We start from the raw sequence: 24,538 nt of genomic DNA, 5'->3' as shown, positions 1-24,538 counted from the left end.
GTGGCCGATGATCGCGTGAACCCCCGCTTCGGCGTCCTCGGGCCGCTGCGCCTCGAGGCCGGCCAGGCGCCGGGACCGGCCAAGCACCGCACGCTGCTGGCGGCGCTGCTGCTGGAGGCGGGCCGGCCGGTGCCGGTCGAGCGGCTGGTGTCCGTGGTCTGGGACGACCGGCCGCCGGCGTCGGCGGGGCCGGTGCTCAGGGTGTACGTGAGCGCGTTGCGCAAGGTCGTGGACGGCATCCGTACGGTGCCGGGCGGCTACGTGCTGGACGTGGAGCCTGACGACGTGGACTGCCACCGGTTCGAGCGGCTGGTCGCCACGGCCAGGCGGGAGCGCGAGTCGGGCCGGATCGAGCAGGCGGCCGGCACGTACGGGATGGCTCTGGGGTTGTGGCGGGGACAGGCGCTGGCCGGCGTGGAGTCGTCCGCCCTGCGCCGGACGTATGCCGTGCCGCTGGAGGAGCTGCGCCTGACCGCGCTGGAGGAGCGGGTGCGGCTGGACCTGCGGCTCGGCCGGGGCGCGGAGGTGGTCGGGGAGCTGCGGGCGCTCGTCGGGGCGCACCCGCTGCGCGAACGTGCCTGGGTGTGCCTCATCGAGGCCCTCCACCAGGCGGGACGCCGGTCGGAGGCGCTCGGGGCCTACCAGGACGCGCGCAGGACGCTGGTGGAGGAGCTGGGGCTGGAGCCGGGAGCCGAGCTGACGGCCGCGCACCGGCGGGTCCTGGAGGACGAGGGCCGCCCGTCCGGGAGGACCGCCGAGGGCCGTACGTCCGGGAGGACCGCCGAGGGCCGTACGTCCGGGCGGCCGGGGCCGGTGGACGAGCTGCCGCCGGATATTTCGGATTTCGTGGGTCGACAGCACGTGCTCGACTGGATCGTCCGTACGGCGGGCGAGCAGGCATCCGTCCGTACGGCGGGCGAGCAGGCGTCCGCGCCCGTGCACCTCGTCCTCCACGGCCCGCCCGGCTGCGGGAAGTCCGCCGCCGCCGTGCACGCGGCCACCGCGCTGGAACGCCCTGACGGCCGCCTCTACGCCTCGCTCGGCGCCAGGCCGCCCGGCGCCGCGCTGGAGGACCTGCTGCGCTCGCTCGGCTGCCCGGACGGCTCGGTCCCGCCGGGGCTGGAGGAGCGGGTACGGCTCTACCGCAGCATGACGGCCCGCAGGAGGCTGCTCGTCGTGCTGGACGACGCCGCCGACGAGGCCCAGGTGCGCCCGCTGCTGCCGACCGGCCCCGGCAGCCTCACGCTCGTGACGAGCCGGTCGCCGCTGGCCGGGCTGGAGGCGGCGCGGGCGTACGAGCTGGGGGTTCTCAGCGAGGACGAGGCCGTGGCGATGCTCGGCGAGGTGGCGGGGCACGACCGGGTGCGCGCCGAGCCCGAGGCCGCCCGGCGCATCGTCCGGCTCTGCGGCCACCTGCCGCTGGCGCTGCGCATCGCGGGGTCCCGCCTGGCCAGGAAGCCGGGATGGACGCTCGACCACCTGGCGGGCCGCCTCGGCGACGAGCGGCGCAGGCTGGACGAGCTGAGCGCGGGCGACCTGGCCGTCCGGGGCAGCCTCGCGCTCGGCTACCGGGGCCTGCCCGACCGGGAGCGGCGACTGCTGCGCGGGCTCGGCGCGCTGTCGGCACCCGACTTCGCGTCGTGGGTGCTCGGCGCGGACCTGGAGCCGCTGGCCGAGGCGGGGCTCCTGCAGTCGCGCGGCCTCGACGAGGCGGGCCAGGAACGGTACGGGTGGCACGACCTGACCAGGCTCTATGCCGCCGAGCGGCTCGCCGAGGAGGACGGCGGGGCGGCGGGCGTGCTGGCGGCGAGGGCGGGCGTGATCCTTGAGCGGACCCGGCGGGCCAGAGCCACCCTGCTGCCCGCCGAGCCCGGCTCCGGCCGCACCGAGTCCCATCCGCCGCCCGGCCAGGGCACCCCTGACCAGCGTTCGGGAACGCGGGAAGGGGCGGCGGAGCCGGACGGGTTGAAGACCGGGTGGCTGCGCCAGGAGGCGCGGTGGCTGAGCGCCGAGCGCCGGTTCCTGGTGGCGGCCGTCGACGACTTCCACCGGGCGGGCCTGCACGAGGCGGCCTGGCGGCTGGCCTTCTATCTGACGCCGCTGTTCGAGCTGGGCGCCCACCACGACGACTGGCACCTGACCACGGCGACCGGGCTCGACGCGGCCAGGGCGGTGGGCCACCGGCACGGCGAGGCGCTCCTGCTACGCGGCCTGGCCGATCTGCACAGGGCCGAGGGGCGCACGGAGGCGGCCGCCGCGGCGCTGCGGGCGGCCCAGCCGCTGGTGGAGGGGTTGGAACTGGCCAGGATCACGCTCAGGCTCGGCCTGGTCCAGGCCCGTCCGGCGGAGGCCGAGCAGGCGTTCGTACGGGCCCTGCGGGTCTTCGAGGAGGCCGGGGACCGGCGCGGCCAGGCCGACGCGCTGAGGGCGCTGGGCGCGCTGCGCCGCGACCGGGAGGTGCTGGACCGGAGCCTGCGCGCCTACCAGAGCCTGGGCGACCCGCGCGGCGAGGCTGAGGCGCTGCTGGACCTGGCCAGGGTGCACCTGGGCGCGGGCAGGCGGGCCGAGGCGCGCGACTGCGCGGAGCGGCGGCTGCGGATCAACCGCCGGCTGGGCGACCGGCTGCCCGAGGCGGCGGCGCTGCTCGTCCTGGCCGAGATCGCCAGGGCGGACGGCGCGCCGGAGGCCGCCGCCGCGCTCGTCCGCGAGTCGCTGGAGACCTTCACCTCGTACGGCGAGCGCAGGGGCACCGCGCAGGCCCTCATGGCGCTCGCCCACGCGGCTCTCGACCTCGATGACCTGGATGGGGCGGTTGAGGCGTCTATGCGTGCCATGGGAGAGTTTGACCGCCTCGGTGACGAGCAGGGCAGGGCGGATGCCGAGCAGCTCGCGCAGGAGGCCCGTAGGCGGCGTGGCCGGCGGATATAGCCGACTATGCGGATTCTGAACGCCGTACCCCTACGGTGAGGGCCACATCCCCGACAACGAAGGTGATCACAGCATGCGAAAGACGATCGCGCTGGCGGTCGCGGCCGTCGCGCTGGCGGGCTGCGGTGCGCTCCCCGGCCGGCAGGGCGGCGGCGGCGAGGAGCGGCAGTCGCAGGCCGTCGTCGAGTCCCCCGCAGGGAAGCAAGAGTCGACGGCGCCCCAGGAGTCGCCCTCCTCCCAGGAGTCGCCGGCGGCCCAGCAGCAGAGCGCGCAGGAGTCCGCGCCGATCGCCACCCGCGAGGTCGAGGTGAGCCTGAGCGGCGATCGCGGCAAGGCGCGCGCCGACATCAACGAGCTCAAGCGCCAGGGCAGGACCCTCACACTCACCTGGAGGGTCACCGCGACCGACGGAAGGGTCGTCCTGGGCACCGGCCTCGGCACCGGCCCCACGGACTACACGGTCTCGGGCGTCTCGCTGATCGACCCGGTGAACGCCAAGCGCTACCGGGTGGCACGCAACGGCCCCGGCCAGGACGCGGAGTGCGTCTGCTCCGCGACCATGGGCAACCGGCTGGAGACGGGCGAGGCGTCCACGCTGTACGCCGTCTTCGCCGCGCCTCCTCCGGACGTCACGAAGATCAACATCGAGATGCCCATGATCGGCGTGTTCACCGATGTTCCGATCTCTTAGCGTCGCCCTGTCGCTCGTCCTGTCACCCACGCCCGCGCCCAGCCCCCCGGCCGGAGCCACCGGCGCGGTCGAGGACCTGGTGCTGCCCGTCGAGGACGTCATCGGCGAGATCGAGTCGCTGGACGGCACCGAGAGCGAGAGCAGGCAGGGGCGCCAGGTGACGGTCGCGCTCACCAGCGACGTGCTGTTCGCGCTGGACAAGTGGCGGCTGACCGCCAAGGCCCGGCAGCGGCTCTCGCAGGTGGCCGAGAAGGTCAAGGCCGACGGGGCGGGCGGGGTGGTCAGGATCGACGGCCACACGGACGACCAGGGGAGCGAGGCGTACAACGTCACCCTGTCGCGGCGGCGGGCGCAGGCGGTGCGTACGGCCATGAGCGGGCTGCTCAGCGACGCGGGCGTGACCCTGGAGGCGCGCGGGTACGGCGAGAGCCGGCCCAAGTGGCCCAACGTGGTGAACGGCAAGCCCGACAAGAAGAACCGCGCGCGGAACCGGCGGGTCGAGGTGGTGTTCACCGCCAGGCAGTGACCCCTTCCCAGGGGTGACGGCCGCGTGACGGCCTGGCGTGCGGGCCCGCGGCGGTCAGTCGCCCTGGAGCTCGCCCAGCGTCACGTTGACCGTTCTCGGGTTCCCCTCCGAGTTCAGCACCCCCACCTTGACCTGGTCGCCGGGCTTGAGGGTGGCGATGGTCTCGGACAGGGCCACCATCGTCGGCGTGTCCTTGCCGTTGATCGAGACGATCACGTCACCCGACTCGATGCCCGCCTTGTCCGCGCCTCCACCGGGCACGACGCTGACCACGCCCACCCCGCTCGGCTGGCCGTCGAGGCCGATGACCGTGCTGCCCCTGATGCCGAGGGCGGCCCGTTGGGTGTTGGTGACCTTGCCGGTCTTGACGATCTGGGCGGCGATGTTGGTCGCGGTGTTGCTCGGGATCGCGAACCCGATGCCGGGCGCGGCGCCCCCGCCCAGGGCGGGGTCGACGGCGGCGAGCGTGGGAATGCCGATCACCTGGCCGGACAGGTCGACCAGCGCGCCGCCGCTGTTGCCGGGGTTGATCGCGGCGGAGGTCTGGATGGCGTTGGCGATCGTGGCGCCGGGGGAGCCCTCCTCCTGCGGTTCGGAGACCGTACGGCCGAGCGCCGAGACGATGCCGTTCGTCACGCTGCCCGACAGGCCCAGCGGGTTGCCCATGGCGAGCACGATCTGGCCGACCCGCAGCTTGGACGAGTCCGCGAACTTGGCGGGCCGCAACCCCTTGGGGTCGTCCACCTTGATCACGGCGAGGTCGCCCGCCTGGAAGGTCCTGATCACCCTGGCGGGGCGCGGGGGGCCGCCGGTGGCGAGGGTGACCTCCATCTTGGTGGCCTGGCCGACCACGTGGGCGTTGGTGACGATGTGTCCCGCCGTGTCGTACACGATGCCGGACCCGAGCCCCACCTTGGTGGTGATCTGCACGATGGACGGCAGGACGTTGGCGATGACCTTCTCGTACGCCGCCTGGAGAGAGTTCAGCGACGCCGGCGAGGTGCCGGCAGGCGACGGGGCCGGGGGCGACACCTGCGTGGGTGACGCGAGCGCGCCCTGCTGCTCGGCCTCGGAATAAGGGGACGGCCCGCAACCGGTGAGCAGCACGGCGGCAGTGGCCAGACAGGCGACGATCCTCCTCATGGCAGGCCCCTGCCCAGCTCAGCCCGAAAGATACGCTTCCCGGACGTCGCGCCTGCTCAGCTTGCCCGTCGGCGTGCGCGGCAACGACTCGCGGTACTCGATCACGCGCGGATGCTTGAGCCGGGCCAGCCGGGGCGCGCAGTGCCGGAGCAGCTCGGCCGTCAGCTCGTCCCCGCCCGTGGCCCCCGCCGCCGGCTGGACGAGCGCGACGACCTTCTGCCCCCACTCGGGGTCCGGTGCGCCGATCACCGCCACGTCCGCCACGGACGGGTGTTCGAGCAGCGCGGCCTCGATCTCGGCCGGGTAGATGTTCACGCCGCCGGAGATGATCAGGTCGGTCCGCCGGTCCAGCAGGAACAGGTAGCCGTCGTCGTCCAGGTAGCCGATGTCCCCCGGGGTGTAGTCGCGGCCGCGCATCGACGCCGCCGTCTTGCCGGGATCGCCGTGGTACTCGAACCGGTTGATGCCGCCGATGTAGACCAGCCCCGGCGTTCCCGGGCCCACCTCGCGGCCGTCCTCCCCGACGATCGTGAACGCCATCCCGTCCAGCGCCCTGCCGACCGTGCCGGGCCTGGCCAGCCACTCCTCCGACGACACCATGGTCGCCACGGCCGCCTCGGTGGAGCCGTAGTACTCCCACAGGACGGGCCCGAGCCAGTCGATCATGGCCTTCTTGGTGGCCGGCGGGCACGGCGCCGCGCCGTGGTAGAGGTGGGTGAGGGAGGACAGGTCGTACGACTCCCGGTCCGGCACCCCCAGCAGCCGGTGGAACATCGTGGGCACCATGAACGCGTTCGTCACCCGGTGCCGCTCGATGAGCCGCAGCGCCTCGACGGCCTCGAACCGCTCGGGCGCCACGATCGAGTGCCCGAACTGCAGCGCCATCATGGCCTGCCCGTACGGCGCCGAGTGGTAGAGCTGCGAGCACACCAGGTGCACCCCCCCGGACGGCAGCCCGAAGTGCCGCCAGCTCTTGCGCATCAGGATCGGGTACAGCTCCTCCGGCGTCAGGTCCAGCAGCCGCCGCCGCACGCCCTTGGGGTGCCCGGTCGTGCCCGAGGTGTAGAGCATCATCGACCCGGCCCGCCGGTGCGCGGGCGCGTCGGCGGGCTGCCCGGAGACGAGCTCGGCGACCGTGAGGGCGTCCGGCGAGACCACCACCCCGGCCTGGCAGTCGGCCACGATGTAGGCGATCTCCTCGGCCGTGAAGTGCCAGTTCACCGGTACGAGGTAGGCGCCGATCTGGTACGTGGCGAGCATCATGGTGAGCGCGTCGAGCCCGTTCTTCAGCACGGTGACCACGCAGTCGCCCGGGGCCACTCCGCGCGAGGTCAGGCCGTTGGAGGCGCGGTTGGTGCGGGCGAGCAGCTCGCCGTAGGTGGCGCCCGCGTCGCCGAGGAGGGCGGGACGGCCGGGGTCGTCGGCGGCGATCTCGTAGAAACCCCTCATGTCCGCAGACCTTACAGAATTAGATTCTGCAGAGGGAATAGAGGAATTATCCCGCTCCAAGGTGACGTAACCTCAAGGCCATGGCGGACCGCGGCGACCAGAGACCCACTTATGATCCACCCACCACCCCGTTCCGCAAGATCGTCCCGCCGGCGGAGGAGACGATCAGGATCCAACGGCCGCCCCAGACCGGCAAGCCCCCGGCCAAGCAGCAGCCACCGGCTCAGCAGCCACCGGGCAAGCAGAAGCCCCCGTCCCAGCAACCGCCTGCCCAGCAACCGCCTGCCCAGCAGCAGCCGCCTCGACAAGCGCCACAGCAGCCTCCGTCGCCCCAGCCTCCGGCAAAGCAGCCCCCCGCCCAGCAGCCCCCGGCAAAGCAGCCCCCGACCCAGCAGCCCCCGACCCAGCAGTCCCCGGCTCAGCAGCCGCCGTCCCAGCCGACGCCGCTTCAGCAGGGGCCTCCCCGGCAGGGGCCGCCTCAGCAGTCGCCGATGCAACGCCCGGGCCTTCCTCCGCTGCCGCAGCCGCCCGTCCCGCAGGCCGGCGGGCCGCAGGCGCCGATGCAGCCCCCGCCCCCGTACCCCTTCGCGCCCGCCCCGAAGCCGCCCAGGCGTGGCTTCGGCGACATCCCGATCAAGGTCGTCTACCTTCTGGGCGCGATCCTCGGCACGGTCGGGGCCGTGTTCCTGATCTTCTTCGTGTTCTCCGGTGACGTGCCCGCCAACCAGACGGCGGGCGAGCAGGTCGTCCCGGTCTCGCCCGTGCCGACCTCCGCCGCCGCCACGGCGTCGCCCACCCCGAGCCCCACCCCGACGCCGATCGTGCTGCCGGAGGTGCCCAAGAGCAAGGCGTACGCGACCCTGCCGGGCAAGGCGGCCGTGGTCGCGGGCACCATCACGGACAAGAACAGCGGGATCAGCTATCCGAAGCTGGGCGCGCCGTGGAAGGCCAGGGACTACCCGCCGTACTCGGTGGCGCAGCGCATCGGCAAGGTGGAGATCCCGTACACGCTGATCGGCTCGGCGATGTACCCCGGTGACTCGCCGGCGAAGAAGCCCTCGACGGACGCCGACTACCGCGCGATCGCCACGGAGGCGGCCCGCTGGACGATCCGCACGCAGTACCCCAAGGGCGCCACGCTGGAGTGGACGGCCTCCAAGAAGGTCACGGTCGGCAAGGGCTGGACGCTCGGCTACAAGGTCACCTACACCCTCGACGGCAAGAAGCAGGTCGCCCAGGCCATGGTGTCGGTCGTCGAGGTGGGCAAGACGAAGCCCGCGATGCTCCTGGCCTCCATTCCTCAGGAGAACAAGGCGCGCTGGCCCGATCTGAACACCCTCGCGGAGAAGGTGCGGCCGCTCTAGCCCAGAAGCATCCTCTAGAATATGGTTCTGGGCATGGTCCGGACCTGGCATGGAGGATGAGCATGGCGATCGGGTTGAGCGAGGAGCACGAGGCGCTCCGCGAGTCGGTGAGCGGCTGGGCCGAGCGGAACATCCCGTCCGAGCTGCTGCGCGCCGGGGCGGACACGCGTCCCCCGTTCTGGTCGGCCCTGGCCGAGCAGGGACTGCTCGGCCTGCACGTGCCCGAGGAGCACGGCGGCTCCGGCTACGGGCTGCTGGAGACCGCCGTGGCCGTCGAGGCCCTGGCCGAGCGCATGGCGCCGGGTCCGTACGTGCCGACCGTGCTGGCCAGCGCGGTGATCACCGCCTCGAAGCGGCGTGAGCACCTGGAGCCGTTCGCCGACGGGACCCGCACCGGGGCCGTCGCGCTGACCGGCTCGCTCCGCGGCACCCGCACCGAGGACGGCTCGCTGGTGGTCTCCGGCACGGCCGAGCCGGTGCTCGGCGGCTCGCTGGCCGACGCGCTCGTGCTGCCGGTCGCCACGGACGACGGCGAGGAGTGGGTGCTGGTCGACGCGTCCGCCGCCACCGTCACCGCGATCAAGTCGCTCGACCTCACCAGGCCGGTCGCGAAGGTGGAGCTGTCGGAGGTGGCCGTGCCCGCCGAGCGCATCCTGGGCGGCGTCCAGAGCTCCGACGTGCGCGACCTGGCCGCGATCCTGCTGGGCGCCGAGGCGGCGGGCCTGGCCTCCTGGTGCGTCACGGCCGCCGCCGAATACGCCAAGGTACGCGTGCAGTTCGGCCGCCCGATCGGCCAGTTCCAGGGCATCAAGCACAAGCTCTCCCGCATGCTGGTCGCGCTGGAGCAGGCCAGGGCGACCGTGTGGGACGCCACCAGGGCGGCGGAGCGGCGAGCCGGGCCGGAGAGAGCGAAGGCGTCCAGCCTGATGCCAACGGCGGCCCGAGGGAGCGCGACCATCAACGCAGCCAGGGAGCTGGAGTACGCCGCCGCCATCGCCGGCGTGATGGCGCCCGACGCGGCCGTGCAGTGCGCCAAGGACGCCATCCAGACGTTCGGCGGCATCGGCTACACCTTCGAGCACGACGCCCATCTCTACTTCCGCCGCGCCCTCACCCTGCGCGCCCTGCTGGGCTCGTCGGCCGAGTGGGCCGCCAGGGTGACCGAGCTGGCTCTGCAGGGCGTCAGCCGCGAGATGCGGATCGACCTGCCCGAGGACGCCGAGGAGCTGCGCGAGTCGATCCGCGCCGAGATCGCGGAGATCGCCCAGCTGGAGGGCAAGGAGCAGAAGCGGGCGCTGGCCGCGCGCGGCTTCGTCATGCCGCACCTGCCCAAGCCGTGGGGCCGCGACGCCAAGCCCCTCGAGCAGGTGCTCATCGCCCAGGAGCTCAAGGCCGCCAAGGTCAGGCTGCCCGCGATGATCATCGGTGCCTGGGTGGTGCCGTCGATCGTCACGTACGGCACGCCCGAGCAGCAGGAGCGCTTCCTGCCCAAGACGCTCAGCGGCGAGATGATCTGGTGCCAGCTGTTCTCCGAGCCCGGCGCCGGCTCCGACCTGGCCTCGCTGCAGATGAAGGCCGAGCAGGTCGAGGGCGGCTGGAAGCTCACCGGCCAGAAGATCTGGACCTCCGTGGCGCACGTCGCCGAGTGGGGCATCTGCATCGCCCGCAACTCCAGCGAGGGCTCCAAGCACGAGGGCATCACGTACTTCCTGGTCGACATGAAGGCCCCGGGCGTCACGGTCCGGCCGCTGACCGAGATGACCGGCGAGAACCTGTTCAACGAGGTCTTCCTCGACGGCGTCTTCGTCCCCGACGAGCTGGTCGTGGGCGAGGTCGGCGACGGCTGGAAGGTGGCCCGCAACACCCTGTCGAACGAGCGCGTCTCGCTGTCGTCCGGTTCGGGCGGCACCGGCGCGTCGGTGCCCGACCTGCTGGGCCTCATCGGGCGGCTCGGCCGCGAGCTGACGCCTGCCGAGGCGCAGGAGGTGGCCGGGGTGGTCTGCGAGGGCCACTCGATCAACGCGCTGTCGCTGCGCGTCACGCTCAAGCAGCTGGCCGGCAGCGAGCCGGGCGCGGACGCCTCCGTACGCAAGCTGCTGTCCACCTCCCACGCCCAGCACGTCTCGGAGACGGCGGTCGACCTGCTCGGCACCGCCGCCGTCGTGGCCGCCGACATCAAGCTCGGCGACGCGGGCTACTGGAACCGGGCGGTGCTCGCCACCCGGGCGATGACCATCTACGGCGGCACCACCGAGGTGCAGCTCAACATCATCGGCGAGCGCATGCTGGGCCTGCCGAGGGACTAGCGCACGGGCTGCGGCGGGACGGGCGCGGCGTCCTCGGCCGGGACGGGGGCGCCGATCCTGATCTCGCCGACGCACGAGGCCGGGCCGATGGCACGGATGGCCAGCTCGGCCCCGGCACCGGTGATGGGGGCGAAGGTCCTGCCCAGGTTCTCGCCCGCCGGCACGGCGGTCTGGGCGAGCCCGAGCCGCACGTTCAGGGTGGTCTCGGCGCCGTTCAGGTAGGAGATCTGCACGGTGTGCTCGCCGTACCCGAGCGCGGTCGGGAGCCGGAAGCGCACCTCGTCCCGGCCGACCGGGGTGCAGGCGGCGCCGGCCGGGATCGTGATGCCGTCGATCCGCACGGGGGACAGCCGGCCCTGCCGGTCGAAGATCAGCGGATCGGCCACCGGGCCGGCGAGCCGGCTGGTCCAGGAGATCCCGTGCGGGGCGGTCGGCCCGAGCACGCGTGAGTGCCGCGCGTAGTCGTAGAAGAACGCCGCGAACGCCACCTTGGGCGGTACGTGCGTGTCGAGGACGACCGAGCCCGCCGGCACGCGGGCGAGCGCCGCCTCGGCGGTCCGCACGTAGCTCCGGACGTTCGCGCCGAGCGGCCGGTCGGCGTACGCGGCGACCGACCACACCGACCCGGCCGCGAACGCCGCCGCCACCGGCGCCCACGCCCACCGCAGCCGCGTCGAGGGGCGGCGCCAGGGCTGCTCCTCGCCCTGGACCGGGATGAACGCCAGCCCGATGGCCAGGGCCACGACCACGGCGGTGGAGGAGACGTATCGCAGCTCGAATCCGCTCAGATCCGGACCGAGCGTCTCGACCCGCCCCAGCATGATCGGCGCCACGTCGGCCAGCAGGAAGTAGCCGAGCAGCGTCAGCCACGCCAGCCAGGCCCGCCGCCGCCACATCACGGACACCGTCACCGCCACGGCCGCGACCGCCACGCTGGCCCAGCCGAGCACGGGCGGGGTGGCGGCCAGCGCGTAGTCCTCGCCGATCGACTGCCAGCGCCAGGGGCCGCCCAGCGACGTGGGCACGAGCGAGCCGGTCAGCAGCGTCCAGGCCGCCTTCACCGCGACCCCGGCGGCGGGGAGCTCGGCGTGGAAGGTGTCGTTCGTGAGCTGCACCGAGGTGAACAGCTGCCGGAAGAACACCACCGCGTACGGGACCAGCACGCCGAGGTAGAGCAGCCACGCCCGCCACAGCCGCCGCCCGCCGAGCCAGCCGACGGTGAGCACGAAGGCCAGCACCGGGATGAACGGCGCCTTGACGAAGAACACCATCCCGAACGCCGTCCAGCCGGCCGCCGCCACCGCGTGCCGCATCCGCCCCGTGCGGGTGAACAGGACGTGCGAGCAGAGCGCCATCGGCAGCGCGATCTGGAACGGCAGCGTCTCCGCCACCACCGCCCACCACGACAGGCCCGGGATCGTCATCGGGGTCAGCAGGAAGAAGCCGAGCGGGACCAGGATGGCCGGACGCGGGCCGAACAGCAGCCGCAGCAGCCGGAGCAGCGCCAGCCCGGCCGCCGCCTGCAGGCCGATCGTGAGGCCGTGCGCGAGCACGTCGTTGTAGACCCCGAGCCGGCCCATCACCCAGTGGATCGCGAACGCCCCCGGCATCAGGTGGCCGAAGTCGATCCGCATGAGGTAGTCCCAGGACAGCTGGCTCTCCAGCCCCCTGGCGATGAACATGAAGTCGTCCTGGCGGAAGTAGGTCCGCCTGACCAGCTCGAACTTCCAGACGAGCTGCACCGCCACCATCACCGCACCGGCGGCCAGCACGGCGTCGCCGCCGCGAAGCCAGTGGCGTGCCCGTACGGTAGCCACGCTCGCCATCATCACCCCCGCGAAGACTCAACCATGTCCTGGTCTGCGGTGGAATGGCCGTAGCAGGGTTGTGATGTCATAGCGGGATGCCGCATATGCCCCGATTCGGGCTCGTCGCTGCGCTGCTCGGGCTCGCGCTCGGCTGCCTGGCGCTCGGGCCGGCGCTCGGACGGGGTTTCACGCTGCTCCAGGACATGGTGTTCGTGCCGGACCCGGCCTTCAGCGCGTGGACGTTCGGGCTGGCGGGCGGGGCAGCGCGGGTCGTCCCGAGCGACGCCGTGGTGACCGCGCTGGCGCAGGTGCTGCCCGCCGAGCTGGTGCAGAAGGCGATCCTGCTGGGGATCTTCGTGCTCGGCTGCTCGGGGGCCGCGCTGCTGCTGCCGGCGGGCTCGCCGGGGCCGCGGCTGGTGGCGGGCGCGTTCTACGTGTGGAACCCGTACGTGGCCGAGCGGCTGCTGATGGGGCAGTGGGCGCTGCTGCTCGGGTACGCCGGGCTGCCCTGGGTCGTGCGGGCCGCGTGGTCAGGGCGGCGGCTCGCCGTCGCCCTGCTGCCGGCGGCGGTCGGCGGCTTCGCGGCGATGACGGTCACCGCGATCACGGCGCTGCCGGTGGCCCGCCGGCTGTGGGTCGTGGCGGGGGCGCTGGCGGCGTTCAGCCTGCCGTGGCTGGTCGCCACCGCGCTGCGGCCCGAGGGGCTCGCGGGCGATCCGGCGGGCGTGTACGCGTTCGCGGCCAGGGCCGACACGCCGTTCGGCGCGGTGGGGAGCCTGCTGTCGCTGGGCGGGATCTGGAACGCGCACGCGGTCCCCGCCGGGTACGGCACCGTCGTGGGGGCGGCGGCCCGGCTGCTGCTCACGCTGGCCGGGATCGTGTTCTTCCTGCGGAGCGCGGTGCCGTACAAGAGGGGGCTGGCCGTGGCGGCGCTGGCCGGGCTGGCGATCGCCTGCGCCGGCGTGAGCGAGCCGGGGCGGCGGGCGTTCGCCTGGCTGGTGGAGGCGTGGGGCGGGTTCGCGGTGTTCAGGGACGCCCAGCAGTACGTGGCGCCGCTCGCGCTGGTGGCGGCGCTCGGGCTCGGGCTGCTCGTCGAGTCGGTCGCGCGCGAGCGGGTGTGGCTGGCCGCGATGGCGCTCGTGCCGGTGGCCGTGCTGCCCACCATGGCCTGGGGCTCGCTCGGGCGGCTGGGGGCCGTCTCCTACCCGGCGGGCTGGACCGCCGCCCGCGAGGTCGTCCGGGCCGACCGGGAGCCGGGTGACGTGCTGGTGCTGCCCTTCGAGTCGTACCGGCAGTTCCCCTGGAACGGGGGCCGGGCCGTGCTGGACCCGGCCCAGCGCTTCTTCGCCGTGCCGGGGCGGCGGGTGGTCTCCAACGACGCCGTACGGGTCGGCGACCTGGTCGTCGGGAGCGAGGACCCGCGGGCGCGGGAGGTAGAACACGTACTAGCTGGGCCTTCGCCCGATCTTCGGGCGGCTGGATTCCGCTACGTCATCGTCAACGCGGGGACAGTTGAGGAACGGCGGCGCTTCGGCGTATGGCTACGGAGCGCGAGACTCCTGGTCGATACGGGTGACCTGCGGTTGTACCGGGTCGATGGTCGCATGCCATCCGGATATGACCCCTGATCAGGGGATTTGTAAAGTTTTCGTAGAGCTACTTCCGAGTAGCAAGAATTGGTTCTAGGTTAGGGGCGGCCCCGACCACGCACCGCGCTCCAGGAGGAACCCCCGTGTTCAAGATCCTCTTAGCGGCGATCATCGGCGTCGCCGTGGCGGCCCTCGTGACGACGGTCGCCACCGTCTCCCTCACCGGTGCCACCGCCACGCCGGTCAACCAGCCGCTCTACAACTACGGCGACCGGTAACCCGAGCCGACATGCCGCCCTCTCCATCACGGGACGAGGGGACGAGCCGACCACCACTGCTTGAGATCGTCATTCCCGCCCACAACGAGGAACGACGACTTCCCGGGGGCCTCCTGCAGCTGTGCGCGAAGCTTGCCCGCCTGCCGTTCCCGACCGCCGTCATCGTCGTCGACAACGCCAGCACGGACCGCACGGCCGACATCGTCAGGGACTGGCCGCGCGGACCCGTCCCGGTCCGGCTGATCCGGTGCCCGGTTCCCGGCAAGGGAGCCGCCGTGCGCGCCGGGCTGCTCGGCACCAGCGCGCCGTTCGCCGGCTTCGTCGACGCCGACATGGCCACCGACCTGGACGCCCTCGACGTCGCCTTCGGGCAGCTGCTGTCCGGCGAGCGCGTGGTGATCGGATCGAGGGCGCACCGCGACTCCCACGTCGAGAACCGCCACAGCAGGATCCGCGAGCTGGGTGCCTTCGGCTTCCGCGCCCTGGCCGGCGCGCTGGTGCGCGGGGTGAGCGACACCCAGTGCGGGTTCAAGTTCTTCGACGGGGTGCTGGCCCGCGAGGTCGCCGCCCGGCTCCGCACCCCCGGCTTCGCCTTCGACGTCGAGCTGCTCGCGCGCTGCGTGCGGGAGGGCTCCGCGGTGGTGGAGATCCCCGTGCGCTGGCACGACATGCCGGGCTCGCGGTTCTCCCCGGCCCGGCACACGTTCGGCATCGTGCTGGAGCTCGGGCGGATCTGGCTGCGGCTGCGCGCCCGGCCGCGGGCCGCCGCGCCCCCGTCCTGGGAGGCGCCGCTCGACCCCGTCGGATCTCCGTGAAGATCGCCGTCGTCAACTGGCGTGACCCCTGGCATCCCCAGGCCGGCGGCGCCGAGACCTTCGCCTGGGAGCTGGCCCGCCGCTTCGCGCGCGCGGGCCACGAGGTGTGCTTCGCCACCGCGCGGGCGCCCGGCCAGGCGCGGAGCGAGCGCGCCGAAGGGGTACGGTTCGTGCGGATGGGCGGGGTGTTCACCGTTTATCCGCTGGTGCTCTGCTGGCTGCTGCTCCGGCGCGGCCGCTTCGACGTGGTGCTCGACTGCCAGAACGGGATCCCGTTCTTCACCCCATGGGTCGTGCGGCGGCGTACCAAGGTCTTCTGCGTCATGCACCATGTGCACGACCGGCAGTTCGGCGTGCACATGCCGGGATGGCTGGCGGCGTTCGGGCGCTTCCTGGAGGGGCCGGTGGCGCGGCGGACCTACCGGCGGCACGCGAGCGTGGCCGTGTCGCCGTCCACGGTGCGGGCCATGCGGGAACGGCTCGGGTGGGAAGGGCCGGTGCACATCGTGCCGAACGGGGTGAGCGTCGCCCGGCCCTCCGGCGTCACGCGGAGCCTCTCGCCCCGGATCGTCTGCCTCGGCCGGCTGGTCGCGCACAAGCGGGTCGGCCTGCTGCTCGACGCCGTGCCCCAGCTCAGGGAGCGCTGGCCCGGCCTGACCGTGGACGTCATCGGCCGGGGACCCCTGGAGGACGAACTGCGTGCCCGGCTGCCGGAGGGCGTGACCCTGCACGGCTACCTGCCCGAGGAGGACAAGGCGCGGCTGCTGGCGCGGGCGTGGGTGCACGTGAGCGCGTCGCAGGGCGAGGGGTGGGGCCTGAGCGTCCTGGAGGCGGCGGCGCTGGGGGTGCCCACCGTCGCGTTCGACGTGGAGGGGCTGCGGGACGCCGTACGGGACGGCGAGACGGGGTGGCTGCTGCCGGAGGGGACGGAGCTGGCCAAGGGCATTGGCGCGGCACTCGCGGAATGGGACGACACTTATTCCGTGAAATGTCGGGCATGGGCGGACCGTTTCTCCTGGGACCGCAGCGCGGAGCTCCTGACCGCGCTGATGCTGGGCCGCGAGGTCGAGGCGGGCTGGGAGGCCCGGTGACGCGCAGACCACCGATCGACCGGGTGGTGGCCGGTCGCTCGCCCAACCAGCCCTCCACCGACCGCCTGGTGGCCGGCCGCCGCGTCCCCAAAGCTCCGGGACCGGCCGCGCCCGCCGGGCCGGACGCCTCCGTCGCGCCGCCCGCCGCGTCCCCGGCGAGCGGCCGCGAGCCGGTCGCGCGTCCGGCGAGCCGGGGCGGCGCGGCTCTGGAGGCGGTCGGCGTGCGGGTGTGGCGCCGGTGGTGGCTGGTCGTGTGCTGCCTCGGCTTCGCCGTGCTCGCGTTCACCACCAAGCCGGGCAACCTCATCTCCGACACCAAGATGGACCTCGCGCTCAACCCGGTCGGCTGGCTGGAGCGCGCCACCCACCTCTGGGACCTCCAGCACTTCGGCCAGCTCCAGAACCAGGTCGCCGGCTACGTCTTCCCCATGGGCCCGTTCTTCGCGCTCGGCGACCTGGCCGGGATCGAGCCGTGGGTGACGCAGCGGCTCTGGCTGACGCTGCTGATGTGCGTGGCGTTCCTCGGCGTGGAGCGGCTGGCCGGGCGGCTCGGCGTCGGCACCCCGGGCGCCCGGGTGGTGGCCGCGCTGGCGTACGCGCTGGCCCCCCGCACGCTGTCCATCCTCGGAGAGATCTCGGTCGAGTGGCTGCCCGCGGCGATGCTGCCGTGGATCCTGCTCCCGCTGCTCACCGCGTCCGAGACGGGCCAGCGCGCCCGGGGCGCCGTCAGGTCGGCGCTGGCCGTGGCGCTGTGCGGCGGCGTGAACGCGGTCGCCGTGCTGGCCGTGCTCGTCGCCCCCGTGCTCTACATCCTCACCAGGCCGCGCCCGGTGCCGCGCTGGCGGCTGCTGGCCTGGTGGTCGGCCGCCGTCTCGGTCGCCACCCTGTTCTGGACGCTGCCGCTGCTGCTCGCCGGCCGGTACGCGTTCTCGTTCCTGCCGTACACCGAGACCGCCGGCACCACCACCCAGGTCACCTCGCTCACGAACGTCCTGCGCGGCGCCTCCGACTGGGTGCGTTTCCTGCCGCTCACCGGCGTCTTCGACCAGCCGCCCGGCTTCGCGATCGCCACCTCCGCCACCATGGTCGTGGTCACCGGCGCGCTCGCGGCGCTCGGCCTGGCCGGGCTCTCCCGCCGGGACCTGCCCGCAAGGGGCTTCCTGGTGGCGCTGTTCCTGATCGGCGTGACGGCGCTGGTCGCGGGGCACATGAGCGAGCTGGAGCCGGTCGTGGCCGAGCCGGTGCGCTGGCTGCTCGACGGCCCGCTCGCGCCGCTGCGCAACCTGCGCAAGTTCGACCCGCTGGTACGCCTCGCGCTCGCCTTCGGCCTGGCCCACCTGCTCGTACGGGCCCGGCTGCCGCTGCGTGCCGTGTCGGTGGTGGCGTTCGCGGCCCTCGTGCTGCCCGTGTTCAACCAGGGCCTGGCCGCGCCCGGCGACTTCAGGCAGGTGCCGGCGTACTGGCGGGAGGCGGCGGCCTGGCTCGACGCGAACGCCGGCGACGACGGCGTGCTGCTGGTGCCGGGCGCCAAGTTCGGCGAGTACGTCTGGGGCCGCCCGATGGACGAGCCGCTCCAGGCGCTGACGACCGCCCGATGGACGGCCAGGCAGATCACGCCGCCCGGCTCGGTGGGGCTGACCAGGCTGCTCGACGCCATCGACGATCGGCTCGCCTCCGGTCACGGCTCGGCGGGGGTGACCGCCGTGCTGCGCCGGATGGGCGTGCGCTACCTGCTCGTCAGGAACGACCTGAACAGGGCGAACCTCCAGGGCGCCTGGCCCGCGCGCATCTTCGAGGCGCTGCGCGAGTCGCCGGGCATCAGGCCGGTGCGCTCGTTCGGCGAGCCCGTCGGCGACAGGGAGGGCGACGACGCCGTCGAGACGCTGGACGCGGCGTTCCCCGCGCTGGACCTCTACGAGGTGAGCGGCAGCTCCGACCTGGTGGGCGTGGAGCCGGTGGCCGACGCGCTGAAGGTGCGCGGCGGGCCGGAGTCCATGCTCGCGATGGGCGACCTCGGCCTGCTCGGCGACGGCCCGGTCCTGCTGAACGGCGACGCGGGCGGCCGCGAGGCGCCCACCGTGGTCAGCGACGCGCTGCGGCTGCGCGAGCGCTCGTTCGGAGAGATCAGGTCGAACCGGTCGCCCACGCTCACCGCCGACAGGAAGGCGGACTTCGGCGGGGTCAGAGCCCTCGACCTGCTGGAGGACGGCTGGCTGGACGCCGCCGCCACCGCCGAGTACGGCGGCATCGCCGGCATCACGGCCTCGTCCTCGCTGGCCGACCCGTACGCGATCGCGGGGCTCAGCTCGCCGGGCCGCGGCCCGTGGTCGGCCATGGACGGCAACGTCGAGACCGGCTGGGAGAGCGACGGCTCGAAGGATCCGCGCGGCGAGTGGCTGCGGGTGGACCTGCCGAGGCGGATGCGGATCCCGTACGTGCAGGCGATGTTCCCCTCCGACCTGCTGCTCGGCCAGCGCATCAGCCGCGTGGCCGTGGAGACCGAGTCCGGCGCCCTGGCCCAGGACGTGCGGGCGACCACGGACGCCCAGCGGCTGCGCGTCCCCGACGGCCCGACGAGCTGGGTGCGGGTCAAGGTGCTCGCGACGGCGTCCGGCGAGTGGAGCTACGGGCAGCGCGTCGGCGTCGTCGAGCTGTCCATCCCCGGCGTCACGGCCGAGCGAACGATCAGGCTGCCCGGAGCGGGCGGCGACGTGTTCGTCATGGACAAGGGGCTCGACGAGCGGCCCGCCTGCATGCGCAACAGGGCCCGCTGGGTGTGCAACCCGAACGCGCTGGCCAGGCAGGACGAGGAGACCGGGTTCGACCGGACCTTCACCGCCGGGTCCGCCGCGAGCGTGAACGTGCGGGGATCCGCCGTGCTGAGGGATCCGGAGCTCGTCGACCGGTTCACGCGCGTCCGTGCGGACCTGACCAGCGTGACCGGCTCGTCCCAGCTGGCCGAGGACGCGGTGGTCTCGCCCAGGTCGGCCTTCGACGGGGACACGAGCACGACGTGGATCCCGGCGGGCCGCGACGCCGAGCCCACGCTCAGCCTCGCGTGGAAGGGCCGGCGCACGATCTCCCAGGTCAGGATCTTCCGCCCCGCGAGCGACAAGCAGCCGCTCGACGTCGTGGTGACCGGCGACGGTGGCGCGGTCCGCGCGGGACGGGTCGATCCGAGCGGCCTGCTCACGTTCGAGCCGCTGTCCACCTCCCGGCTCAAGCTCCGCTTCACGCCGTTCTCGAAGCGGCTGCAGGTGACGGAGATCGCGGTGCCCGGTGTCGATCCCGTGGGCAGGCCCGCCGACATCCCGCTCCGGCTGCCCTGCGGCGCGGGGCCGAGGATCGAGGTGAACGGGCAGGCGATCCAGACCAAGGTCACGGGCACCCATGCCGACCTGCTGGAACAGCGGCCGGTTCAGTTCCTCGGCTGCTCCAAGGCCCGGCTGGCGGCCGGTGACAACCGGGTGCGGGTCGCCGGCTGGGACCCGTTCGCCGTCGACGCACTCGTGGCGGGCACGCTCCCCGACGAGCCGGGCGGCGTGGCGGGGGCGGCCGTGCAGGGCACCTGGACGCCGTCCGTACGCGAGGTCGCGGTGGACGCGCCCAAGGACTCCTTCCTCGTCGTCAACGAGAACTTCAACGCCGGCTGGCAGGCGCGGATCGCCGGGAAGACGCTCAAACCGGTCCGCGTCGACGGCTGGAAGCAGGGCTGGGAGCTGCCCGCCGGCACCTCGGGGACCGCCCGGCTGGAATACGTGCCGGACCGCGCCTACCAGCTCGCGCTGGTCCTCGGCCTGGCCGGGATCGCCCTGCTGGCCCTGATCGCCCTGGTGATGCGGGGCCCGCGGCCCGAGCACGTGCGCGAGACCGCCGCCGCCCCGGCCGCGCGGCTGCCCCACCTGCGCGCGCCGTACGCGGTCGTGCTCGGGCTCGCCTTCGGCGGCTGGGTGGCGAGCTGGCCCGGCATGCTCGCGGTCCTGGCCGCGGTGCTCGTGACGCTCCTGCTGCGGGCCAGGGGCCTGTCCGCGCACTGGCCGGCCGCCGCCGCGTTCGGCGTCGCCACGGCCTCCCTGGCGGCGGCCATGCTGGTGCCCGGCGTGGAGCTGCTGCTGGACCAGGTGCCGCAGCTGGCCGCCTGCGCGGCCATGGGCGTGCTCTTCGGCCAGCTGGTCAGGGAGCCGGCGCGACCGGAGCCGGAGCCGGAGCGGCCGGCGGCAGAGCAGGTGCTGACCGGCGCCGGGCGAGCTTGAGAGCGGGGACCTCGATCAGATGGTACGTACCGACGCTCAGCAGCAGCGAGACCATCAGCGACACCACGGCCACGCTGGGGAAGTCGCCGCCGAACGGCGGCGCGCCGGTCAGCTTGAGCTGCAACGTGATCACCGGGACGTGCCACAGGAAGAAGCTGTAGGAGATACGGCCCAGGTAGGCGCTCACGGGGTTGCCGAGCACCCGGTGCCGCAGCGAGCCGGTCCTGGGGGCCAGCGCGAACGGCGCCACCACCAGCACCGCGATGGCTGCCTCCAGGCTCATCCGCGTCAGCGACTCCGACAGGGTCGGCAGCGTCAGCGTGCGCGGGCCGGCCAGCCCCGTGCTGAGCACGGCGTACAGGATGAGGGCCAGCACCAGGAGCTGCGGCGCCAGCGCGTCGATCACCCTGCTGTGCCCGATCCACACCGACAGCACCGCCATCGCCATGCCGCCGGCGAAGAACACCAGGTTGTACGGCAGCGTCAGGGCGAGCTGCGACTGCCCGAACTCGCGGGTCGCGACCACGGTGACCACCGAGATCACCGGCAGCACCGCGATGCCCGCCAGCAGCCTGACCGGGGGGTTGCCACCGCGCCGTGCCCACCTGTGCAGCGCCCAGGCCAGCAGGGGGAGCAGCACGTAGAAGGCCATCTCGATGGGCAGCGTCCACATCTGGTAGAGCCCGTCGGGCGCCGGGTCGCCGGGGAAGTAGCTCTGCAGCAGCAGCATCCACTTGACCCAGTCGAGCCAGCCGAGCGAGCTCCACGCCCACAGCGCCAGCCCCGCCACGAGCCAGTAGGCCGGCATGACCCGCAGCACCCTGCGCCACAGGTAGCGCAGGAGGGCGGGGCGCGGCGTGCCCTCGATGACCGCCCGCGCCCAGGGGCGGTAGAGGAGCAGGCCCGACAGGAGGAAGAAGACGGGCACGGCGATGCCGAGCCTGGCCATCATCCAGGAGTACATGCCCTCGCGGTACATGACGCCCGTGTTGCTGCCGACGTGCAGCAGCCACACGCCCAGAGCGGCGCACGCGCGGATGCCGTCGAGGGCCGTGTCCCTGCCCTTCATCCCTGCTCACACCCCCTGGCTCGATCAGCGGAAACCACGATAGAACTTGTTTCTATCGATTTGATTGCGGTGGGAGGACCGCCGCTGACGGCCCTGACCCCCTGTCATACTTTGTTGCTCGAAGATCCCGCCACATGACAACACGTTCTACAAATCCGGAGGCCTCGATGGGTCGTATCTCAACGCTCGTCCTCATCGGGTTCGGGGCTTTCTTCGTCGCGCTGGCGCCGCTGCTGAAATTCTGGGCGGCGGGCCAGCTGATCTCCGCTCCGGCGGACCAGTTCGGCATCGCGCGGATGGAGGCCAAGGACGCGCGGTACTTCTCGCTGCAGGACCTCAAGGTCCTCACCGGCGACCTCGACATCATCGTCACGACCCGCGGTGACGTGAAGGAGGCCGACTCGCACCGGGTGGTCTGGGACGAGGCCACGGTCGTCAACGACGTGACCAACAGCCGGCCGCAGATCGAGCTGTCCGAGCGGCGCAGCGCCTTCGACCGCTACAGCGGGGTGGGGCTCAACTGCTGCGGGGCCAGCATCGACAAGGATCCGGTCACGCTGGAGGGGCAGATCTACAAGTTCCCCTTCGACGTGGAGAAGAAGACGTACAAGGTGTTCAACGGCACGGTGGGCAAGGCGTTCGACGCCACGTTCGTCCGCGAGGACACGGTGAACGGGCTGCCCGTCTACGTGTTCGAGCAGCAGATCCCGCCGAGCAAGACCGAGACGCGCACGGCGCCCGCCAACGTGCTCGGCATGACGGACACCAAGGGAGACGTGCAGGTCGACCGCTGGTACGACGGCACGACCACCTTCTGGGTGGAGCCGGTCACCGGCGCCCCGGTCAAGCAGGAGGTGCAGCGCCACGAGGTGCTGAAGACCCAGGACGGCGTGGAGCGCTCGGCGGCCTTCGTCGGCACCGCGAAGATGACCGAGAAGACCGTCGACGAGCTGGTCAAGAACGCCGAGGACGACAAGAACCAGATCAACCTGCTGCGCAACGTCATTCCGCTGGTCCTGCTCCTCGTGGGGCTCGCGCTCGCGTTGACCGGCGTCCTCGTCGGCCGCCGCAGGTGACCATTCAGCGCGGTTTACTAGAACACGTTATCGCCACCGTTACCGGCGAGTAGCGGATAAAAGAATCAGACCTAGAACGCGTTGCAGTTCGCTGCCCGCCGGACGTATTGTCGGGCCATGCGGACACGTGTCACGGACATGTTCGGAATCGAGTTACCGATCTTCGCGTTCAGCCACTGCAGGGACGTGGTCGCCGCCGTCAGCCGCGCGGGCGGCATGGGAGTGCTCGGGGCGCTCTACTTCACGCCCGAGGAGCTCGAGACCGAGCTCAGGTGGATCGACGACCACGTGGACGGCCGGCCGTACGGCGTGGACGTGGTCATGCCCGCCTCCTACGAGGGCGCCGACTTCGCGCCCGAGGAGCTGGTGGGCCGCCTGCAGTCGATGATCCCCGACGGCCACCGGGCGTTCGTCGAGGGCCTGCTGGCCCGGCACGGCGTCCCGCGGCTGTCCGCGGACGCCGATCCCGGCAGGGTGCTGCTCGGCTGGACGGACGCCACCGCCCGGCCGCAGGTGGAGGTCGCCCTGCGCCACCCCATCGCGCTGCTGGCCAACGCTCTCGGCCCGCCGCCCGCCGACGTGGTGGACCTCGCCCACGCGAAGGGCGTCAAGGTCGCCGCGCTCGCCTCCACGCCCCGGCACGCGCTCAAGCAGGTGGAGGTCGGGGTGGACGTCGTCGTCGCCCAGGGCACAGAAGCCGGCGGCCACACCGGCGAGATCTCCACCATGGTGCTGATCCCGCAGGTCGTGGACGCCGTGGACGTGCCCGTCCTGGCCGCCGGCGGCATCGGCAACGGCCGCCAGATGGCCGCGGGGATGGCGCTGGGCGCCGAGGGGGTCTGGACCGGCTCGCTCTGGCTGACCGTCGAGGAGGCCGACACCCCCGAGATGGCCAAGCGCCGCATCCTGGCGGCCACGTCCAGGGACACCGTGCGCTCACGCAGCTGGACCGGCAAGCCGGCGCGGCTGCTCAGGAACGAGTGGACGGAGGCCTGGGAGTCCGCGGAGTCGCCGGGCACGCTGCCGATGCCGCTGCAGTTCATGCTGGTCTCGGACGCCCTGCGGCGCATCGGCCGCTCGGACGCCGCCGAGCTGGCCACCTTCCCCGCCGGGCAGATCATCGGCGTCACCAACCAGGTCCGCTCGACGAAGGACGTGGTGTTCGGCCTGGTGGAGGAGTACGGCGAGGCGCTGGAACGGCTCGCGCGCCTCACGGCGGACTAGCCGGAACGGCCGGCGCGCCCGGCTGCGGACTAGTGGCCCCGGTAGGCGGGAGGGCGCTTCTCGCGGAAGGCGCGGGTGCCCTCCTTGGCGTCCTCCGAGCCGATCACCGGCCAGCCGAGCTCGTCCGACACCTTCAGCGCCTCCGGCTCCGGCATGCCCAGCGTGTCCCGGTACGTGCGCAGGATCGCCTGCACGGCGAGCGGCCCCGAGGCGGCGACCTCGCCGGCCAGCTCCCGGGCCGAGGCGAGTGCCTGCCCGTCGGGCACCACCCGGTTGACCAGGCCCATGGACAGCGCCTCCGCCGCCGTGACCGGGCGTCCGGTGAGGAGCAGGTCCATGGCGTGGCAGTACGGGATCTGCCGGGGCAGGCGTACGGCGCTGCCGCCCATGGGGAACAGGGCGCGCCTGGCCTCGAACAGCCCGAGCGTGGCCGACTCCGCCACCACCCGCAGGTCCGTCCCCACCAGGAGTTCCGTGCCGCCCGCGACCGCGTACCCCTCCACCGCGCTGATGACCGGCTTGGTGGGCAGGTCCTCGCGCAGCAGCCCCTTCCAGTGGAAGTTCGGCAGCCGCGTGGCCCTGGCCTGGACCTCCGGGTCCGCGGACGGCTGCCCCATGGCCTTGAGGTCGGCCCCGGAGCAGAACGTGCCCTCGGCGCCGGTCAGGATCGCCACCCGGACCTCGGGCTCCTCCGACGCGTACGCCCACGCCGAGGCGAGGCCGACCAGCATGTCCGAAGAGAGCGCGTTGCGGGCCTCCGGCCGGTTCATGGTGACGATCAGGACGTGGCCGTCGCGTTCGATCCGGCAGTGGGGGGTACTGATCGGCAGGAGCTCCACGGACGCCTCCGAAGGGGTCAAATCAAGCGCTTGCTACGAACTTCGGCCCCAGGATACGCTCCGAGCAGCAAACGAGAACAGGTTCCTGT

17 protein-coding genes are annotated in these 24,538 nt (G+C 73.0%); 12 read left to right on the top strand and 5 right to left on the bottom strand.

Annotation, left to right across the window (positions count from 1 at the left end):
- The 3 genes from FH608_RS03025 (at position 1) to FH608_RS03015 (ending at position 4,145) form a co-directional block, all read left to right on the top strand.
- Positions 1-2,928 carry an AfsR/SARP family transcriptional regulator gene (locus FH608_RS03025; RefSeq protein WP_264372872.1) on the top strand — a complete coding sequence of 976 codons (2,928 nt, stop codon included), beginning with the start codon at positions 1-3 and terminating at the stop codon, positions 2,926-2,928.
- A gap of 73 nt (positions 2,929-3,001) precedes the next feature.
- Positions 3,002-3,619, top strand: a complete 618-nt coding sequence (locus tag FH608_RS03020) for a hypothetical protein (protein ID WP_139628223.1) — start codon at positions 3,002-3,004, stop codon at positions 3,617-3,619.
- Entirely contained in the window at positions 3,603-4,145 is a 543-nt protein-coding gene (locus tag FH608_RS03015) for an OmpA family protein (protein WP_139628222.1), read from the top strand. The genes FH608_RS03020 and FH608_RS03015 overlap by 17 nt, the downstream gene beginning before the upstream one ends.
- A gap of 54 nt (positions 4,146-4,199) precedes the next feature.
- Here FH608_RS03015 and FH608_RS03010 read toward each other — a convergent pair whose 3' ends face one another.
- The gene (locus FH608_RS03010) at positions 4,200-5,288 is read right to left on the bottom strand and encodes a trypsin-like peptidase domain-containing protein (RefSeq protein WP_139628221.1); all 1,089 of its coding nucleotides are present in this window, start codon (positions 5,286-5,288) and stop codon (positions 4,200-4,202) included.
- Positions 5,289-5,306: 18 nt separating this feature from the next.
- Complete coding sequence (locus tag FH608_RS03005; protein ID WP_139628220.1) at positions 5,307-6,737, bottom strand: AMP-binding protein; 1,431 nt, start codon at positions 6,735-6,737, stop codon at positions 5,307-5,309.
- 491 nt (positions 6,738-7,228) lie between these two features.
- Between FH608_RS03005 and FH608_RS03000 the strand changes: the two genes are divergently transcribed.
- Positions 7,229-8,101, top strand: coding sequence for a hypothetical protein (locus FH608_RS03000; RefSeq protein WP_139628219.1), 873 nt, complete (start codon positions 7,229-7,231; stop codon positions 8,099-8,101).
- Positions 8,102-8,163: 62 nt separating this feature from the next.
- Entirely contained in the window at positions 8,164-10,407 is a 2,244-nt protein-coding gene (locus tag FH608_RS02995; protein WP_139628218.1) for an acyl-CoA dehydrogenase, read from the top strand.
- Here FH608_RS02995 and FH608_RS02990 read toward each other — a convergent pair.
- The gene (locus tag FH608_RS02990) at positions 10,404-12,224 is read right to left on the bottom strand and encodes a DUF2628 domain-containing protein (protein ID WP_139628217.1); all 1,821 of its coding nucleotides are present in this window, start codon (positions 12,222-12,224) and stop codon (positions 10,404-10,406) included. The two genes, FH608_RS02995 and FH608_RS02990, sit on opposite strands and share 4 nt — an antisense overlap.
- Before the next feature lie 95 nt (positions 12,225-12,319).
- Between FH608_RS02990 and FH608_RS02985 the strand changes: the two genes are divergently transcribed.
- From FH608_RS02985 to FH608_RS02970, 5 genes are all read left to right on the top strand, one after another.
- Complete coding sequence (locus FH608_RS02985) at positions 12,320-13,843, top strand: hypothetical protein (protein ID WP_139628216.1); 1,524 nt, start codon at positions 12,320-12,322, stop codon at positions 13,841-13,843.
- Between the two features lie 104 nt (positions 13,844-13,947).
- Positions 13,948-14,082 (top strand): hypothetical protein, encoded by a 135-nt coding sequence (locus FH608_RS53710; protein WP_263008733.1) that lies wholly within the window; start codon positions 13,948-13,950, stop codon positions 14,080-14,082.
- Positions 14,083-14,093: 11 nt separating this feature from the next.
- Positions 14,094-14,897: a glycosyltransferase gene (locus FH608_RS02980; RefSeq protein ID WP_139628215.1), complete on the top strand. Its 804-nt coding sequence runs from the start codon at positions 14,094-14,096 to the stop codon at positions 14,895-14,897.
- Positions 14,894-15,988, top strand: a complete 1,095-nt coding sequence (locus FH608_RS02975; protein WP_139628214.1) for a glycosyltransferase family 4 protein — start codon at positions 14,894-14,896, stop codon at positions 15,986-15,988. Before FH608_RS02980 ends, FH608_RS02975 begins: the two co-directional genes overlap by 4 nt.
- Complete coding sequence (locus FH608_RS02970; protein ID WP_139628213.1) at positions 15,985-20,241, top strand: alpha-(1->3)-arabinofuranosyltransferase domain-containing protein; 4,257 nt, start codon at positions 15,985-15,987, stop codon at positions 20,239-20,241. Before FH608_RS02975 ends, FH608_RS02970 begins: the two co-directional genes overlap by 4 nt.
- Here the strand turns inward: FH608_RS02970 and FH608_RS02965 are convergent.
- Positions 20,162-21,310: an acyltransferase family protein gene (locus FH608_RS02965; protein WP_139628212.1), complete on the bottom strand. Its 1,149-nt coding sequence runs from the start codon at positions 21,308-21,310 to the stop codon at positions 20,162-20,164. The genes FH608_RS02970 and FH608_RS02965 overlap by 80 nt on opposite strands.
- A gap of 167 nt (positions 21,311-21,477) precedes the next feature.
- On the opposite strand from FH608_RS02965, the gene FH608_RS02960 reads away from it, so the two are divergent.
- Complete coding sequence (locus tag FH608_RS02960; RefSeq protein WP_139628211.1) at positions 21,478-22,386, top strand: DUF3068 domain-containing protein; 909 nt, start codon at positions 21,478-21,480, stop codon at positions 22,384-22,386.
- Positions 22,387-22,503: 117 nt separating this feature from the next.
- Positions 22,504-23,610, top strand: coding sequence for an NAD(P)H-dependent flavin oxidoreductase (locus tag FH608_RS02955; protein ID WP_139628210.1), 1,107 nt, complete (start codon positions 22,504-22,506; stop codon positions 23,608-23,610).
- Positions 23,611-23,639: 29 nt separating this feature from the next.
- On the opposite strand, the gene FH608_RS02950 is transcribed toward FH608_RS02955, so the two are convergent.
- Positions 23,640-24,449, bottom strand: a complete 810-nt coding sequence (locus tag FH608_RS02950) for a crotonase/enoyl-CoA hydratase family protein (protein ID WP_139628209.1) — start codon at positions 24,447-24,449, stop codon at positions 23,640-23,642.
- Between the last annotated feature and the right edge of the window lie 89 nt (positions 24,450-24,538).

It is taken from the genome of Nonomuraea phyllanthi, from assembly GCF_006334985.2.
In the GTDB taxonomy this organism is placed as follows: domain Bacteria; phylum Actinomycetota; class Actinomycetes; order Streptosporangiales; family Streptosporangiaceae; genus Nonomuraea; species Nonomuraea phyllanthi.
Note: the sequence above shows the minus strand (reverse complement) of the source record. Positions and strands in the feature narration are given on the sequence as shown.